This window comes from Kineococcus sp. G2 (genome assembly GCF_037154035.1).
Lineage (GTDB): Bacteria > Actinomycetota > Actinomycetes > Actinomycetales > Kineococcaceae > Kineococcus.
Genome location: NZ_JBBBEM010000070.1, coordinates 1 through 14440 on the forward strand (window position 1 = coordinate 1; position 14440 = coordinate 14440).

Here is a 14440-nt window from a genome sequence, read left to right on the forward strand (position 1 = left end):
GCGGCGATCTTGCGGGCGCCGGCCACGGCCACGTGCGGGTACGCGGTGCCCTCGTCGCCGTTCACGCCGACGTCGATGACCTCCTTCACCCGCGGGTCCTCCTCCAGGTCGGCCTTGATGGCCTCCTTGTACGACAGGCCGGCGTCGTCGGCGGCCACGACGACGCGCCACTGCGGGTTCTGGGAGGTTTCGCTCACGGTGCTCTCCTCGTCCTGGGGCTCTCGGTGTCCACGGGGTTCAACACCGCTGCCGCCCCGGTGTTCCACCCGCCGCCCCTCCGCGGTGGGCGGCGGGTGGTGCACTGGTCCCGCACACCCGTCCCCACGTCCCGATGGAGGTCCCCCGTGCCGCCCGAGCCGCCCGCCCGTCCCCAGCGCCCGGCAGGCCCCGGTGCGCGCCCCGCCGGACCGGGGGCCCTGTCCGGGCTGCCGGTGGTGCGGTGCGAGCTGTACCTGCCGGGGCGGCCACCGCAGCGGGTGGACGCCCCGGGCGCCGCCCTGGACGAGGCCCGCGCCGGCGGCGGCTTCCTGTGGATCGGCCTGCACGGCGCCGACACCGGGCACCTGCAGCGGCTGCAGCGCCTCTTCGACCTGCCGGAGCTGGCCGTCGAGGACGCCATCACCGCCCACCAGCGCCCCAAGTTCGAGCAGTACCCGGAGCTGACGTTCGCGGTCCTGAAGCCGGTGCGCTACGTCGACCACGAGGAGGTCGTGGCCGTCAGCGAGGTGGCGGTCTTCCTCGGCGACGGCTTCCTGCTCACGGTCCGGCACGGCGAGTCCGGCGTCGTGGCCGACGTGCGCGCCGAGGTGGAGCGCGGACCCGGGGACGACCCCGGCGAGCACGGCTGCCCGCACGGTCCCGGGCACGTGCTGTACCGGCTGCTCGACCGCGTGGTCGACGGCTACGGCGACGCCGTCGAGGGCATCGCGATCGACGTGGAGGAGATCGAGGAGAAGGTCTTCGGCGGCGGGGAGGACGACCACTCCGAGCGCATCTACAAGCTCAAGCGGGAGGTGCTGGAGTTCAAGCGGGCCGTGGTGCCGCTCGTGGCCCCGGTGCAGCAGATCGTCGACGGGGGCCTGGGCAGCGCCGCGGACGGCGACCGCCCCTACTACCGCGACGTGCTGGACCACCTGCTGCGCGCCGCCGACGCCATCGACGGCTACGACCGGCTGCTCACCGACATCCTGCAGGCGCAGCTGACGCAGGTCGGCGTGCGGCAGAACCGGGTCAGCGCCCAGCAGAACGAGGACATGCGCAAGATCTCCGCCTGGGCGGCGATCGCCCTGGTCCCCACCGCGATCGCCGGCATCTACGGCATGAACTTCGAGCACATGCCCGAGCTGTCCACGCGGTACGGGTACTTCGTGGTGCTCGGCGTCATCGTGGCCGCCTGCACGAGCCTGTACCTGGTGCTGCGCGCCAAGGAGTGGTTGTGACGGCCGCCCGGCCCCGGTTCCCCCGTCGGTTACGCTCGATCCCAGCAAGGTGAGCCTGCCCTTCCCGATCGGAGCCCCCGTGTCCCTGCCCTCCCGCCGCTCCCTCCTCGCCGGCACCTCCGCCGCCGGGCTGGCGGCGCTCACCGCCTGCTCCTCGGAGTCCGGCACCGGCGCGGGCGAGGCCGCCACGGGCACGGGCGAGGCGGCGCGCACCGTGGAGACGCTGTTCGGCACCGTGGAGCTGCCCGAGGACCCCCAGCGGGTCGTCGCCCTCGGCTGGGGCGACGCCGAGACGTGCCTGGCGCTGGGCACCCAGGTCGTCGGCACCTCCGACTGGCTCGCGTTCGGCGGCGACGGCGTGGGCCCGTGGGCCGACGACCTCGTCACGCAGACCCCCGAGCAGCTCGGCACCCTGGAGCTCAGCTACGAGGCGGTCGCCGCGCTGCAGCCGGACCTGATCCTCAACACGCGCAGCGACAACGACCCCGCGAAGAACGAGAACCTCACCGAGATCGCCACGACCGTCGGCCCGCCGCCGGGCACGAGCATCCCCTACGGCACGTCGTGGCAGGACCAGCTGGCCCTGGTGGCCACCGCGCTGGGCAAGGAGGACCTGGGCGACGAGCTCGCCGCCGCCCTGCAGCTGCGCTTCGACGAGGTGGCCGCCGCGCACCCGGAGTTCGCCGGCAGGACCGTCACCGTGGGCACGTACTACTCCGGCGGCTGGGGCGCCTACGTCGAGGGCGACAGCCGGGTCGACTTCATGACGTCCCTGGGCTTCGTGCAGAACCCCGCGGTCCAGGAGCTGCCCAGCGACAGCTTCTCGGTGTCGCTGTCCGCCGAGCAGCTCTCCCTGCTGGACGCCGACCTCGTGGTGCTGTTCCCCATCGGGCTGTCCGCGGAGGAGATCACCGCCGACCCGGTGGTGCAGGCGCTGCCCGCCGCGCAGGACGGCCGCGTGGTCGTCCTCGACGACGCCGCGATCGTGTCCGCCTTCTCCAGCGGCACCACCCTGGGCCTGGGCTACGCGCTGGACGAGGCCGTCCCGCTGTTCGCGCAGGCGCTGGGCGCCTGAACCCGGCGGGGCCGCGGGCTCAGGCCGGCAGCAGCAGCCGGCCGTCCACGGCCCCCCGCAGGGTCCGCACCGCGACCGTGGCCCAGGCCACGAGCAGGGCCCCGTAGAACGCGACGGCGGCCACCGCGAGCAGCGGCAGCCCCGTGCGCTGCGCCAGGCCGCTGGTCGCCGTCACGACGGTGCCGACGGGGAACGTGAAGCTCCACCACGTCAGGCCGAACGGCATGCCGCCGCGGACCGCGCGGGCGGTGAGGACGGCGGCGACGGCCGCCCACAGCAGCGCGAAACCCCACAAGGGCACCCCGTACAGCAGCGCGGCCGCGTCGACCACCGCCGCGAACCGCTCCGGCAGCGCGCCGTGGCCGCTGCGGGCCAGCAACCCCGCCGCGGTCACCGACTGCCCCAGCGGGCCGAGCACCAGCCACAGCGCCGGCACGGCCGCCGCCGCACCGACCCCGTGGTGCGCCAGCCGCCCCCACAGCAGCGGCAGCACGAGCAGGCTGGCGAGCAGCGAGACGCCGAACATCGCCGCGCACACCAGCAGCAGCGTCCGGCGCGCCTGACCGTCCGGCAGGTGCGGCACCAGCAGCGCCCCGGCAGCCGCCGAGACCATCGGCGGCACCACCGGCACCAGCCACCCGGCCGACACCGGCCACCCGTCCGGCACCGCGCCGGGGCGGTCCTCGCGCCGGGTGAACGCGGTGCACGGCACCACCACCGCGCACACCAGCCCCAGCAGGGTGCCCGCGCCCCACAGCACCGCGCCGAGGACCACCGCGGCGTGCGGGCCCACGACGTCAGCACCGACCAGCAGGGCCCCGGCCCCCACGGTCACCAGGGCCATCGGGGGCGCGCCGTGGGTGTGGCTGACGACGGGGTGCGCCAGGTGGGCGCGCGCGGTGGCGGGGTGCCGGAGCCAGTGCGCCGCGGTGGCCACCAGCAGCAGCACCAGCAGCGCGGCGGCGAGCGACCAGACCGCGGCGGCGAACGCGCGCTGCCCGGGCACCTGCACGGGCAGCACGACGGCCGCGTTGGCCACGACCCCGGTGCCCATGACGCACGTGAACCACCCGGGCGTCAGGTGCGCGACGGCGTCCGCGGGCCGCTCCAGGGCGGGGAACAGCCACCGGGGGCGGGCGCCGGGCCGCTGCGGCGGGCGGGGCGCGGGGGCGGTGACGTCCGGGCGGGTCCTCAGGTCGGGCACCCCCTCACCCTCGTGCCGCCGGCACCGGACCGGTAGGGAGCGGCGGGTTGTGCACCCACAACGGGCGGTTGTGGGCGCTAGCGTGCCGGGGTGCTCTCCCCGCGCGTGCCCGACCTGGAGGCGCTGCAGCTGCTGGTGGCCGTCGCCACGACCGGCAGCGTGGGGGCGGCGGCGCGCGAGCTCGGCACCAGCCAGCAGGCGGCCAGCGCCCGCCTGCGGCGCGTGGAGCGGCTCGTGGGGTTCCCGCTGCTGGAGCGGACCGCGCGCGGTTCCCTGCCGACGCGCGAGGGCGCGCTGCTCGTGGAGTGGGCGCGCGACGTGCTCTCCGCGGCGGAGGTCCTCGACACCGGCGTCGCCTCGCTGCGCGGCGCTCGGCGCTCGCACCTGCGCGTCGCCTCCAGCCTGACGGTGGCCGAGCACCTGCTGCCGCGCTGGCTGGCGCGGCTGGCCGCCGAGCAACCGGCGACCCGCGTGAGCCTGGACGCGGTGAACACCGAGGAGGTGACGCGGCGGCTGCTCGCCGGCGAGGCGCACCTCGGTTTCGTGGAGGGCCCGCGGCTGCCGGCGGGCCTCGCCGGGCGCGTGGTGGGCCGCGACGAGCTGCGGGTGGTGGTGCCGCCCGGCCACCCGTGGGCGCGGCGCCGCCGCCCGCTGACCGCACCGGAACTGGCGACGGCCCGGCTGGTGCAGCGCGAACCGAGCTCGGGGACCCGCGCCTCGCTGGAGGCCGCGCTGGCCGCCACCCCACCGGGCCTGGAACCCGCCGCACCGCTGCTGGAGCTGTCCTCGACCAGTGCCGTGCGCTCCGCGGTGCTGGCAGGGGCGGGACCGGCCGTCCTGAGCGACCTCGCCGTCGCCGACGAGCTGCGCACCGGCCGGCTGGTCGCCGTGGCCGTGGCCGGGCTGGACCTCGGCCGGGACCTGCGCGCCGCCTGGCGCCGCGGCCAGCGCCCCACCGGCCCGGCCGCCGACCTGCTGGGCATCGCCACCCGCTCCCCCCGCTGACCGCCCTCCTCCCACGGTGATCAAGGAAGTGACAACTTCCTTGATCACCGTGGGGCGGGGTGGATCACCCGGGGGTGGGGCGGACGGGGGACCCCGGTTTCGCGTCCGCGAAGGAAGTGTGGTGAGGTAACCGACGGCCTGCTCGCCGCGGGCCCTCCGATCCACTCCTGCGAGGACGTTCGCATGCGCACCGCCGCCGATCTCCGGCTCGACATGGGCGCCGTGGACTACGGCATGCTCCTGTTCTACTTCGTCGTCGTGCTCGGCATCGGGCTCATCGCCCGGCGCCAGGTGCGCACCAGCCTGGACTTCCTGCTGTCCGGGCGATCCATGCCGGCCTGGATGACCGGGCTGGCCTTCGTCTCCGCCAACCTCGGCGCCACCGAGATCCTCGGCATGGCCGCCAACGGCGCCGAGTACGGCATCGGCACGATGCACTACTACTGGATCGGCGCCGTCCCGGCCATGGTGTTCCTGGGCCTGGTGATGATGCCCTTCTACTACGGCTCGAAGGTCCGCAGCGTCCCGGAGTACATGCGCCGGCGCTTCGGCCCCGGAGCGCACGTCGCCAACGCGATCGCGTTCTCCGTCTCCAGCCTGCTCATCGCCGGCATCAACCTCTACGCGATGTCGCTGGTCATCGAGGCCCTGCTCGGCTGGCCGTCCTGGTTCGCCATCCTGGTCTCGGCCGTGTTCGTGCTCGCCTACATCACCCTCGGCGGCCTCTCCAGCGCCATCTACACCGAGGTGCTGCAGTTCTTCGTCATCGCCGCCGGCCTCATCCCGCTCACCGTCGTGGGCCTGAAGGCCGTCGGCGGCTGGGACGGTCTGCAGGAGAAGGTGGCCGCCGGTGTCGGCGAGGGTCACCTGCACACCTGGTCCGGCACCGGCATCGGCGACGTCACCAACCCCCTCGGAGCCGACTGGCTGGCCCTCGTGCTCGGTCTCGGCTTCGTCGTCAGCTTCGGCTACTGGACCACGAACTTCGCCGAGGTGCAGCGCGCCCTGTCCGCGCGGAACATGTCCGCCGCCCGGCGCACCCCGCTCATCGCGGCGTTCCCGAAGCTGTTCATCCCGTTCGTCATCATCATCCCCGGGATGATCGCCGTCGTCACCGTGCAGGGCCTCGGCTCCGCGGGCGGCCCCACCTACAACGACGCGATCCCCGCCCTCATCGGCGAGTACCTGCCCACCGGCGTCCTCGGCGTCGCCGTCACCGGCCTGCTGGCCGCGTTCATGGCCGGCATGGCGGCCAACGTCTCCAGCTTCAACACGGTCTTCACCTACGACCTGTGGCAGGACTACGTGAAGCCCGGCATGCCCGACGGGTACTACCTGAAGGTGGGCCGGGCCGTCACCGTCGTCGGCGTCCTCACCGGCGTGGCCACGGCGTTCATCGCCGCCGGGTTCAGCAACATCATGAACTACATGCAGGCGCTCTTCTCGTTCTTCAACGCGCCGGTGTTCGCGGTCTTCCTGCTCGGTCTGCTGTTCAAGCGGATCACGCCGAAGGCGGGGCTGTGGTCCTACCTGGTGGGCCTGGCCGTGCCGGTCACCATCTACGTGCTCTACACCACCGACGTCCTGAGCTTCCGGTCCGCGCTGGCCGAGACGATGTGGGGTTCCATCTGGAGCTTCGTGTCCGTCGTCGTGGTGGCCGTGGTGGTCTCGGCCTTCACCCGGCCCAAGCCCGAGGAGGAACTGGGCGGGCTCGTCCAGGGCGTCGGCACCATCGACGTCGCCGGCGACCACGTCGCCGGCGACACCGCCTGGTACCGCTCACCCGCCCTGCTGGGCGCCGTGGCGCTCGTCCTGTGCGTCGTCCTGTACCTGCCGTTCCTGTGACCGTCCCGAACCCCGCCGAGGAGACGCCGTGAGCCAGCACGCGAACCAGCAGGCGAGCGATGACCTGTCCGGCCTCACGGAGGCCGACCGCCGCGCGGTGCGCTTCGCGCGCCGCTTCGACCTGCGCAACATCATCGGTGTCGTGTTCGCCGTGTACGGCGCCGTCCTGGTCGTCCTGGGGCTCCTCAACGGCGAGCAGGACCGCGCGCAGGCCGCCGGCATCAGCATCAACCTGTGGACCGGTGCGCCGATGCTCGTCGTCGCGGTCGCGTTCTTCCTGTGGGCGCGCCGCTCGCCGCGGCCCGTGAGCGAGCTCGTGCCCGGGCACGGGGAGCCCTCCCCCCGCGTCGAGTGAGCCGAACCCCGCGCTGAACCTCCCCGGAGCCCGGTCGCGCCGTCACCCGGACGGCGCAGCCGGGCTCCAGCGCCGTGCGGGGCGTGCCGATGCCGTGCGCAGCGCGGACGACCGGGTCACGCGTCCGCGGAAGGACGGGGAGGGACGGTGCAGGACCTGCTGGCCGTCGCGTTCACCGTCTCGGCGGCGCTCAGCGCGACCACGGCCCTCATCGCCTGGCACCACCGGCGCGCCACCCCGGCCGCCACCGCGCTCGCCGGGGTCTGCGCAGCCCTCGCCCTGTGGTCGGCCGGCAACGCGCCGGTCCACCTGCACCTGCCGGTGCTCGTGCACCGCAGCGCCACCTACGTCACGTTCGTCGGCGTCCTGGGGTGCGTGGTCGGCCTGCACCTGCTGGCGCGCACGATCGACGACCCGCACCACCGGCCCACCCGCCGCCAGGTGGCCGTGCTCACCGGTGTGCCGCTGCTCGTCCTGAGCGCCGTCGCCACCGACCCGTGGCACCACCTGTTCTTCACCTCGACCGGCTACGTCGGGGACCCGCCGCACTTCGCCGTCGTGTACGGGCCGCTGTTCTGGGCGCACACCGCCTGGTGCTACGGGGTGCTGGCCGTGGGGGTCGGGCACCTCGTGCGCGCCTGGCGCCGCTCGCACGCCGTCGTGCGCCGCCAGGTCACCAGCGTGCTCGTGGCCGCCTCCGCACCGCTGCTCGGCAACGTGGTCAACATCAGCAACCCGCACCTGTTCACCGGGCAGGACATCACCCCGCTGTGCTTCACGGTGACCGCGCTCGTCAGCGCCCGCGCCGTGCTGCGCCAGGGGTTGCTGCGGGTGGTGCCCGTCGCCCGCGAGGCGGTGCTGGAGACGGTCGCCGACGCGGTGGTCGTCGTGGACGCCGGCGGGGCGGTCGTCGACGTCAACGCCGCCGGGCGCGCGATGCTCGCCGGCGCCCGGCCGGACCTGCCCGACCCCGTGGGCCTGCCCGCCCGCTCCTTCCTCAGCGCCCGGGCGCTGGCGGAGCTGCCGGGCGGGCACGCGCGCTACGGCGTCGAGTACGTGCCCGGCCTGCACCTGGACGTGCGGATCACCGCCCTCACCGACGACCGCGACCGCTCCCTCGGCCGCGTCGTCGTCGCCCGCGACGTCACCGACCAGGTCGAGACGCACCGGCACCTGCAGGAGCAGCTCGCGCTCGTCGAGCGGCTGCGCGCGCAGCTGCAGGAGGAGTCCGTGCGCGACCCGCTGACCGGTCTGCACAACCGGCGGTTCCTGGAGCCGGCGTTCGAGGCCGCGCTGGAGGCGGCCGCGCGCGAGGGCACGCCCCTGGGGGTCCTGGTGCTCGACGTCGACCGCTTCAAGGCGGTCAACGACACCCACGGCCACGCCGCCGGCGACGAGGTGCTGGTCGCGATCGCCCGCACCCTGGCCCGCACGGTGCGGCTGGAGGACACCGCCGCCCGCACGGGTGGCGAGGAGTTCGTCGTGCTGCTGCCGGGTGCGGACGAGCCGGCGGTGCGCGAGCGCGCCGAGGAGCTGCGCGTCGCCTGCGCCCGCCTCGCCGTCCCCGTCGGCGACGGGCGGGTGGTGCGCCCCACCGTCTCCATCGGCACCGCCGTGCACCCGGGGCACCCGGGGCACGGCGCGGACGCGCGCTCGCTGCTGGCGGCGGCCGACCGCGCCCTGTACGCGGCGAAGGCCGCCGGCCGCGACCGGGTGGTCGCGGCCGGCGGCCTGCCGGAGCCCGCGGGCACGGGGTGAGCGGGGCGCCTCAGCGCGCGGAGCGACCGGTGCGCTCCGGCCGCCACACCACCAGCGCGGTGGAGCGCTGCGGCGACGGCGGGCGCTTGCCGACGGGGGTGGCGACGATGTCGCCGGCCATCCCGGCGGCGAAGATGCGGCGCGCCTGCTGGCGCACCAGGTCGATCTCGGCCTCCAGCGCCTCGATGCGCCGGCCCATCGCGGTGACCTGGTTCTCCAGCTCCAGGATCCGCTTGATGCCGGCGAGGTTCACCCCGTCCTCCTGCGACAGGCGCTGCACCTCGCGCAGCTGCGCGATGTCGCGCACGGAGTAGCGGCGCCCGCGCCCGCGCGCCCGGCTGGGCGAGACCAGGCCGAGCCGGTCGTACTGCCGCAGCGTCTGCGGGTGCATCCCCGCCAGCTCGGCGGCCACGGAGATGACGAACACCGCCGCGTCCTCGTCGTGGTCGTGCACGCCCTCCACCTCCCCGGTGTCCCGTCCGACCCCGCGGGGGCCGCGCCCGTTCCCGGGCACGGCCCCCGCGGACCTGCTCACGACCGCCGCGGTCAGCTGCGGGCGCGCTCGGCGAGACCGGCGCGCGGGTCCTCGCCGGCGGTGGCCTTCGCGAAGGCCTCCACCGCCTCGCGCACCGCGCCGTCCACGCGCTGCGGCACCACGACCTCCACCGTCAGCAGCAGGTCGCCCCGCTCGTCGCCGGCCCGCGAGCGCTTCACGCCGCGGCCCTTCAGGCGCAGCGTGCGGCCCGACGGCGTGCCGGGAGCCACCTTCACCCGGACGGTGGAGCCGTCCAGGGTGGGCACCTCCACGGTCGCGCCGAGCACGGCCTCGTCGAACGAGACCGGCAGCACCATGCGCAGGTCGTCGCCCTCCCGGGTGAACACCGGGTGCGGCTCGACGTGCACGGTGACGAGCAGGTCGCCGGCCGCACCGCCCGGGCCGGGCATCCCCTTGCCGCGCAGGCGCACCTTCTGCCCGTCCCGCACGCCCTGCGGCAGGCGGGCGTTGACGGTGCGGGCCGGCCCGCCGCGCGGGTCGGGGACCCGCAGCGCGACCGTGGCGCCGTCCAGCGCGGCGCGGAACGACACCCGCGCCGACGCCTCGAGGTCCTGCCCGTGCGCCGCCGGCGGCGGTCCGCCGAACGGGCCGCCGAACTGGCCACCCGCCCCGCCCTGCCCGAACAGCCCGCCGAGCAGGTCCTCGAACCCCGCCCCGGCGCCCGGTGCGCCGGCACCGCCGGGGGTGCCGAAGCGGACCCCGCCGGGGGCTCCCCGGCCCTGCCCGAACAGCCCGCCGAGCAGGTCCTCGAAACCCGCCCCGGCGCCCGGTGCGCCGGCACCGCCGGCGGAGAACCGGGCGCCGCCGCCGACCATGGCGCGCACGCCGTCGTACTGCCGGCGCTGCTCGGGGTCGGACAGGACGGCGTACGCCTCCCCGACCTCCTTGAACCGCTGCTCGGCCGCCGCGTCACCCGGGTTGGCGTCCGGGTGCAGCGTGCGCGCCTTCTTGCGGTACGCCTTCTTGATCTCCGCGGCGTCGGCGTCGTGGGAGACGCCGAGGACCGCGTAGAAGTCCTTCTCGGCCCAGTCCTGCATGCTCACCGGCGTCCCCTCCTCCCTCTGCTGTCGATCCTCGGAAACCCCGTGGAACTCACCCCTGCGGGTCGGCCACCGCGACGCGCGCCGGCCGCAGCACCCGCTCGCCGAACCGGTAGCCCGGCTGCAGGACCTGCACGCAGGTGGCGACCTCGTGCTCGTCGGAGTGGCTGTGCATCAGCGCCTCGTGCACCGCCGGGTCGAACGGCTCGCCGTTCTCGCCGTAGCGCTCCAGGCCGAACCGGCCCAGCGTCGCCTCCAGCTTCTCGGCGATCGCCGAGAACGGGCCGGTGAGGTCGCCGTGCTGGCGGGCCAGGTGCACGTCGTCCAGCACCGGCAGCAGCGCCTCCGCGACGCTGCTCAGCGCCGCGTTCTTCGCCACGTCCCGGTCGCGGTCGACCCGCTTGCGGTAGTTGGCGTACTCGGCGTTCAGGCGCTGCAGCTCCTCCAGGCGCTGGGCCGCGAGGGCCTGGGCGGCCTCGAGCTCCGCGTCGGCGGCACCGTCGTCCGGGCCGCCCACGGTCGGCGCGGGCTGCTGGGCCGGTGCCTGCTCGCCCTCGGCGGGCTGCTCCGCGGCGGGCGCCGGCTCGCGCAGCTGGCCCGTCTCCGGGTCGATGCGGCGGCGGTCGCGGACGACGGTCGGTTCGGGGAACTCCTCCGACATCACTTGTCCTTCTCGTCGTCGACGACCTCGGCGTCCACGACGTCCTCGTCGGCGGGCTTGGTGAAGTCGGGGCCGGCCGAGGCGCCCGCGTCACCGGCGGGGGAACCCTCGCCCTGCGCCTGCGCGTACATCGCCGAACCCAGCTTCTGGCTGGCCTGTGCCACGGCCTCGGTCTTGGCCTTGATCTCGGCCGCGTCCGTGCCGTTCAGGGCGCTCTTCAGCTCCGCGACGGCCTTCTCGGTCTCCTCCTTGCCGTCCGCGGGCAGCTTGTCCGCGTTGTCGGCGAGGAACTTCTCCGTCTGGTAGACGAGGCTCTCGGCCTGGTTGCGGGCCTCGGCCTCCTCGCGGCGCTGCTTGTCCTCGTTCGCGTGGGCTTCGGCGTCCTTGACCATGCGCTCGATGTCCTCCTTCGACAGCGCGCTGCCGCCGGAGATGGTCATCGACTGCTCCTTGCCGGTGCCGCGGTCCTTCGCCGACACGTGCACGATGCCGTTGGCGTCGATGTCGAAGGTGACCTCGACCTGCGGCACGCCGCGCGGGGCGGGCGCGATGCCGGTGAGCTCGAACGTGCCCAGCGGCTTGTTGTCGCGGGCCAGCTCGCGCTCGCCCTGGAACACCTGGATGAGCACGGACGGCTGGTTGTCGTCGGCGGTGGTGAACACCTCCGAGCGCTTGGTCGGGATGGCCGTGTTGCGCTCGATGAGCTTGGTCATGATGCCGCCCTTGGTCTCGATGCCCAGGGACAGCGGGGTGACGTCGATGAGCAGGACGTCCTTGCGCTCGCCCTTGAGGACACCGGCCTGCAGGGCGGCGCCGATGGCGACGACCTCGTCCGGGTTCACGCCCTTGTTGGGCTCGCGGCCGCCGGTCAGCTCCTTGACGACGTTCGTCACCGCGGGCATGCGGGTGGAACCACCCACGAGCACGACGTGGTCGATGTCGGCGAGCTTGACGTCGGCGTCCTTGATGACGGAGTGGAACGGCGCCTTGGTGCGGTCCAGCAGGTCCTGCGTCATCTGCTCGAACTGGGCGCGGGTGAGCTGCTCGTCCAGGTGGACGGGGCCGTTCTCCGTCATCGACAGGTACTGCAGGGAGATGCCGGTGCTGGTCGCGGTGGACAGCTCCTTCTTGGCCTGCTCCGCGGACTCGCGCAGGCGCTGCATCGCGATCTTGTCCTTGGACAGGTCGATGCCGTAGCTGCCCTGCACCTTCTTCAGCAGGTGGTCGACGATGCGCTGGTCCCAGTCGTCGCCGCCGAGGTGGTTGTCGCCGGAGGTGGCGCGCACCTGGATGGTGGAGAAGCCGTCCTCGTCCTTGCCGACCTCCAGGAGGGACACGTCGAACGTGCCGCCGCCGAGGTCGAAGACGAGGATGAGCTCGTCCTCCTTGCCCTTGTCCAGGCCGTAGGCGAGCGCGGCCGCGGTGGGCTCGTTGATGATGCGCAGGACGTTCATGCCGGCGATCTCGCCGGCCTCCTTGGTGGCCTGGCGCTGGGCGTCGGAGAAGTACGCCGGGACGGTGATGACCGCGTCGGTGACGGCCTCGCCCAGGTAGGACTCGGCGTCGCGCTTGAGCTTCTGCAGCACGCGGGCGCTGATCTCCTGCGGCGTGTACTTCTTGTCGTCGACCTCGACGGTCCAGTCGGTGCCGACGTGGCGCTTGACGGAGCGGATGGTCCGGTCCACGTTGGTGACGGCCTGGCGCTTGGCGATCTCGCCGACCAGGACCTCGCCGTTCTTGGCGAACGCCACGACGGACGGGGTCGTGCGCCCACCCTCGGCGTTGGCGATGACCGTCGGCTCGCCGCCCTCCAGGACGGAGACGACGGAGTTGGTGGTACCGAGGTCGATGCCGACCGCACGTGCCATGGTGGTGAATCCCCTCTTCGCTGTTGAGCCTTCTGCGCTCAAGTCTGCCGACCGCGCCGGATCTGTCAACCCGGGAGTCACCTCACTTGAGTCCACCCGGCTCAACTACCGGGGTGGCGCCCGTGTTCCCGTGCCCGCGGACCGGTTCGGAACCGGTCCGGGAGTGGGCTAAGGTCTACGAGCCACGCAGGACCGGCCCCGGCCGGAGCAGCGGGGCGTGCGGACGTAGCGCAGTTGGTAGCGCATCACCTTGCCAAGGTGAGGGTCGCGGGTTCGAGTCCCGTCGTCCGCTCAGCGAGCACCTCGGACGCCCCCGGGTCACCGGACCCGGGGGCGTCCGCCGTCCCGGCACCGGTCCCCCGGCGCGAACCCCCGGCGCAGTGGCCGCCACCCTCACTAGGGTCGGGCGGGTGAACTCCCCCGTGCGGCAGCTGCCGCTGCGCTTCTCCACCGCCTCCCGCGCCGGCGAGACCCACACCAACCTCTCCGCCGTCCGCACCGACGGCGAGCACCTGTGGGTCGCCGGCGACGAGACCGCCACCGTCGAGCGCCTCACCGCGCAGCGCTCCGCCGACGGCGAGGTCACCGGCTACGCCGAGCAGGTCACCGTGGACCTCGCCGACCTCGTCGACCTGCCGGCCGGCGCCGAGGAGGAGGCCGACCTGGAGGGCATCGCCCGCAACGGCCCCTGGCTGTGGGCCATCGGCTCGCACAGCCTCAAGCGCAAGAAGATCCGCGACCACGACTCGGACGCCAAGGCCCGCAAGCGCCTGGGCAAGGTCGTGCGCGAGGACAACCGCTACGTCCTGGTGCGCCTGCCGATCGACCCCGCCACCGGCCTGCCCGCGCGCCGCGTGGAGGTCGACGGCGAGGAGCTGACCGCCGCCGTGCTCGGCGCCCACGGCGACGCCCTGACCGACGCCCTGGACGACGACGACCTCATCGCCCCGTTCCTGCGCATCCCCAGCAAGGACAACGGCGTGGACGTCGAGGGCATCGCCGTGCACCACCGCGACGACGGCGAGCTGCGCCTGTACGTCGGCTTCCGCGGCCCCGTGCTGCGCGGCTGGGCCGTCGTCGTCGAGGTGCGCCCGGAGACCCACCCCGACCACCCGGACCGGCTGGAGCTCACCCGCTTCGGCGACGGCCCCGGCAAGGGCGAGCGCTACCGCCTGCACCTGCTGGACCTGGACGGCCTCGGAGTGCGGGACCTCTGCCCGCACGGGGAGGACCTGCTCGTGCTCGCCGGGCCGTCGATGAGCCTGTCCGGGCCGGTGCGCGTGCACCGCTGGATCGGCGCCTGCGCCGCGGGCGGCGCCGAGGTCGTGCGCCCCGACGAGCTGCCCGTGGTGCTGGAGCTGCCGCACGGGCGCGGCGAGGACCACCCGGAGGGCATCGCCGTCCTGCCGCCCGGCGCCCACGGCACCGGCCACGGCGAGCAGCTGCTCGTCGTGCTCGACTCCCCCGCCGCCGCCCGGCACACCGGGGACGGCGGGATGCTCGCCGACGTGTGGGACCTGCCGCCGGCCTGAGCGGGCGCGGGGGGGGGGGGGGGGGGGGGGGGGGGGGGGGGGGGGGGGGGGGGGGGGGGGGGGGGGGGGGGGGGGGGGGGGGGGGGGGGGGGGGGGGGGGGG

The 14440-nt window shown here is 74.6% G+C and carries 13 protein-coding genes and 1 tRNA gene; 8 read left to right on the plus strand and 6 right to left on the minus strand.

The features are described from left to right. The coding region (locus tag V9U69_RS11410) for an RpiB/LacA/LacB family sugar-phosphate isomerase (RefSeq protein WP_337061936.1) at positions 1-197 on the minus strand (197 nt) is incomplete at its 3' end. Between the two features lie 147 nt (positions 198-344). Here V9U69_RS11410 and V9U69_RS11415 point away from each other — a divergent pair. Both V9U69_RS11415 and V9U69_RS11420 read left to right on the plus strand, forming a co-directional pair. Beyond that, positions 345-1439, plus strand: a complete 1095-nt coding sequence (locus V9U69_RS11415) for a magnesium and cobalt transport protein CorA (protein ID WP_337061937.1) — start codon at positions 345-347, stop codon at positions 1437-1439. A gap of 85 nt (positions 1440-1524) precedes the next feature. Next, on the plus strand, positions 1525-2514 hold the full coding sequence (locus V9U69_RS11420; RefSeq protein ID WP_442907737.1) for an ABC transporter substrate-binding protein: 990 nt from the start codon (positions 1525-1527) through the stop codon (positions 2512-2514). A gap of 19 nt (positions 2515-2533) precedes the next feature. Here V9U69_RS11420 and V9U69_RS11425 read toward each other — a convergent pair whose 3' ends face one another. Beyond that, positions 2534-3718, minus strand: a complete 1185-nt coding sequence (locus tag V9U69_RS11425) for a hypothetical protein (protein ID WP_337061939.1) — start codon at positions 3716-3718, stop codon at positions 2534-2536. A gap of 90 nt (positions 3719-3808) precedes the next feature. On the opposite strand from V9U69_RS11425, the gene V9U69_RS11430 reads away from it, so the two are divergent. The 4 genes from V9U69_RS11430 (at position 3809) to V9U69_RS11445 (ending at position 8681) form a co-directional block, all read left to right on the plus strand. Further along, positions 3809-4723, plus strand: a complete 915-nt coding sequence (locus tag V9U69_RS11430) for a LysR family transcriptional regulator (RefSeq protein ID WP_337061940.1) — start codon at positions 3809-3811, stop codon at positions 4721-4723. Positions 4724-4906: 183 nt separating this feature from the next. After that, on the plus strand, positions 4907-6568 hold the full coding sequence (locus V9U69_RS11435; RefSeq protein ID WP_337061941.1) for a sodium:solute symporter family protein: 1662 nt from the start codon (positions 4907-4909) through the stop codon (positions 6566-6568). 28 nt (positions 6569-6596) lie between these two features. After that, a complete protein-coding gene (locus V9U69_RS11440; RefSeq protein WP_337061942.1) occupies positions 6597-6923 on the plus strand; it encodes a hypothetical protein in 327 nt (108 codons plus the stop codon). Between the two features lie 147 nt (positions 6924-7070). Further along, positions 7071-8681 (plus strand): histidine kinase N-terminal 7TM domain-containing diguanylate cyclase, encoded by a 1611-nt coding sequence (locus V9U69_RS11445; protein ID WP_337061943.1) that lies wholly within the window; start codon positions 7071-7073, stop codon positions 8679-8681. Between the two features lie 10 nt (positions 8682-8691). On the opposite strand, the gene V9U69_RS11450 is transcribed toward V9U69_RS11445, so the two are convergent. The 4 genes from V9U69_RS11450 to dnaK all read right to left on the minus strand — a co-directional run bounded on the left by V9U69_RS11450 (position 8692) and on the right by dnaK (position 12806). Next, on the minus strand, positions 8692-9072 hold the full coding sequence (locus tag V9U69_RS11450; RefSeq protein ID WP_442907738.1) for a heat shock protein transcriptional repressor HspR: 381 nt from the start codon (positions 9070-9072) through the stop codon (positions 8692-8694). A 155-nt stretch (positions 9073-9227) separates the two neighbouring features. Beyond that, a complete protein-coding gene (locus V9U69_RS11455) occupies positions 9228-10280 on the minus strand; it encodes a DnaJ C-terminal domain-containing protein (RefSeq protein WP_442907736.1) in 1053 nt (350 codons plus the stop codon). A 49-nt stretch (positions 10281-10329) separates the two neighbouring features. Beyond that, positions 10330-10938, minus strand: a complete 609-nt coding sequence (gene grpE, locus V9U69_RS11460) for a nucleotide exchange factor GrpE (RefSeq protein WP_337061945.1) — start codon at positions 10936-10938, stop codon at positions 10330-10332. Next, the gene (gene dnaK, locus V9U69_RS11465; RefSeq protein ID WP_337061946.1) at positions 10938-12806 is read right to left on the minus strand and encodes a molecular chaperone DnaK; all 1869 of its coding nucleotides are present in this window, start codon (positions 12804-12806) and stop codon (positions 10938-10940) included. Before dnaK ends, grpE begins: the two co-directional genes overlap by 1 nt. 219 nt (positions 12807-13025) lie before the next feature. On the opposite strand from dnaK, the gene V9U69_RS11470 reads away from it, so the two are divergent. Both V9U69_RS11470 and V9U69_RS11475 read left to right on the plus strand, forming a co-directional pair. After that, positions 13026-13098: transfer RNA gene (locus V9U69_RS11470), tRNA-Gly, on the plus strand. A gap of 118 nt (positions 13099-13216) precedes the next feature. After that, complete coding sequence (locus tag V9U69_RS11475) at positions 13217-14338, plus strand: DUF3616 domain-containing protein (protein ID WP_337061947.1); 1122 nt, start codon at positions 13217-13219, stop codon at positions 14336-14338. Positions 14339-14440: the final 102 nt, after the last annotated feature.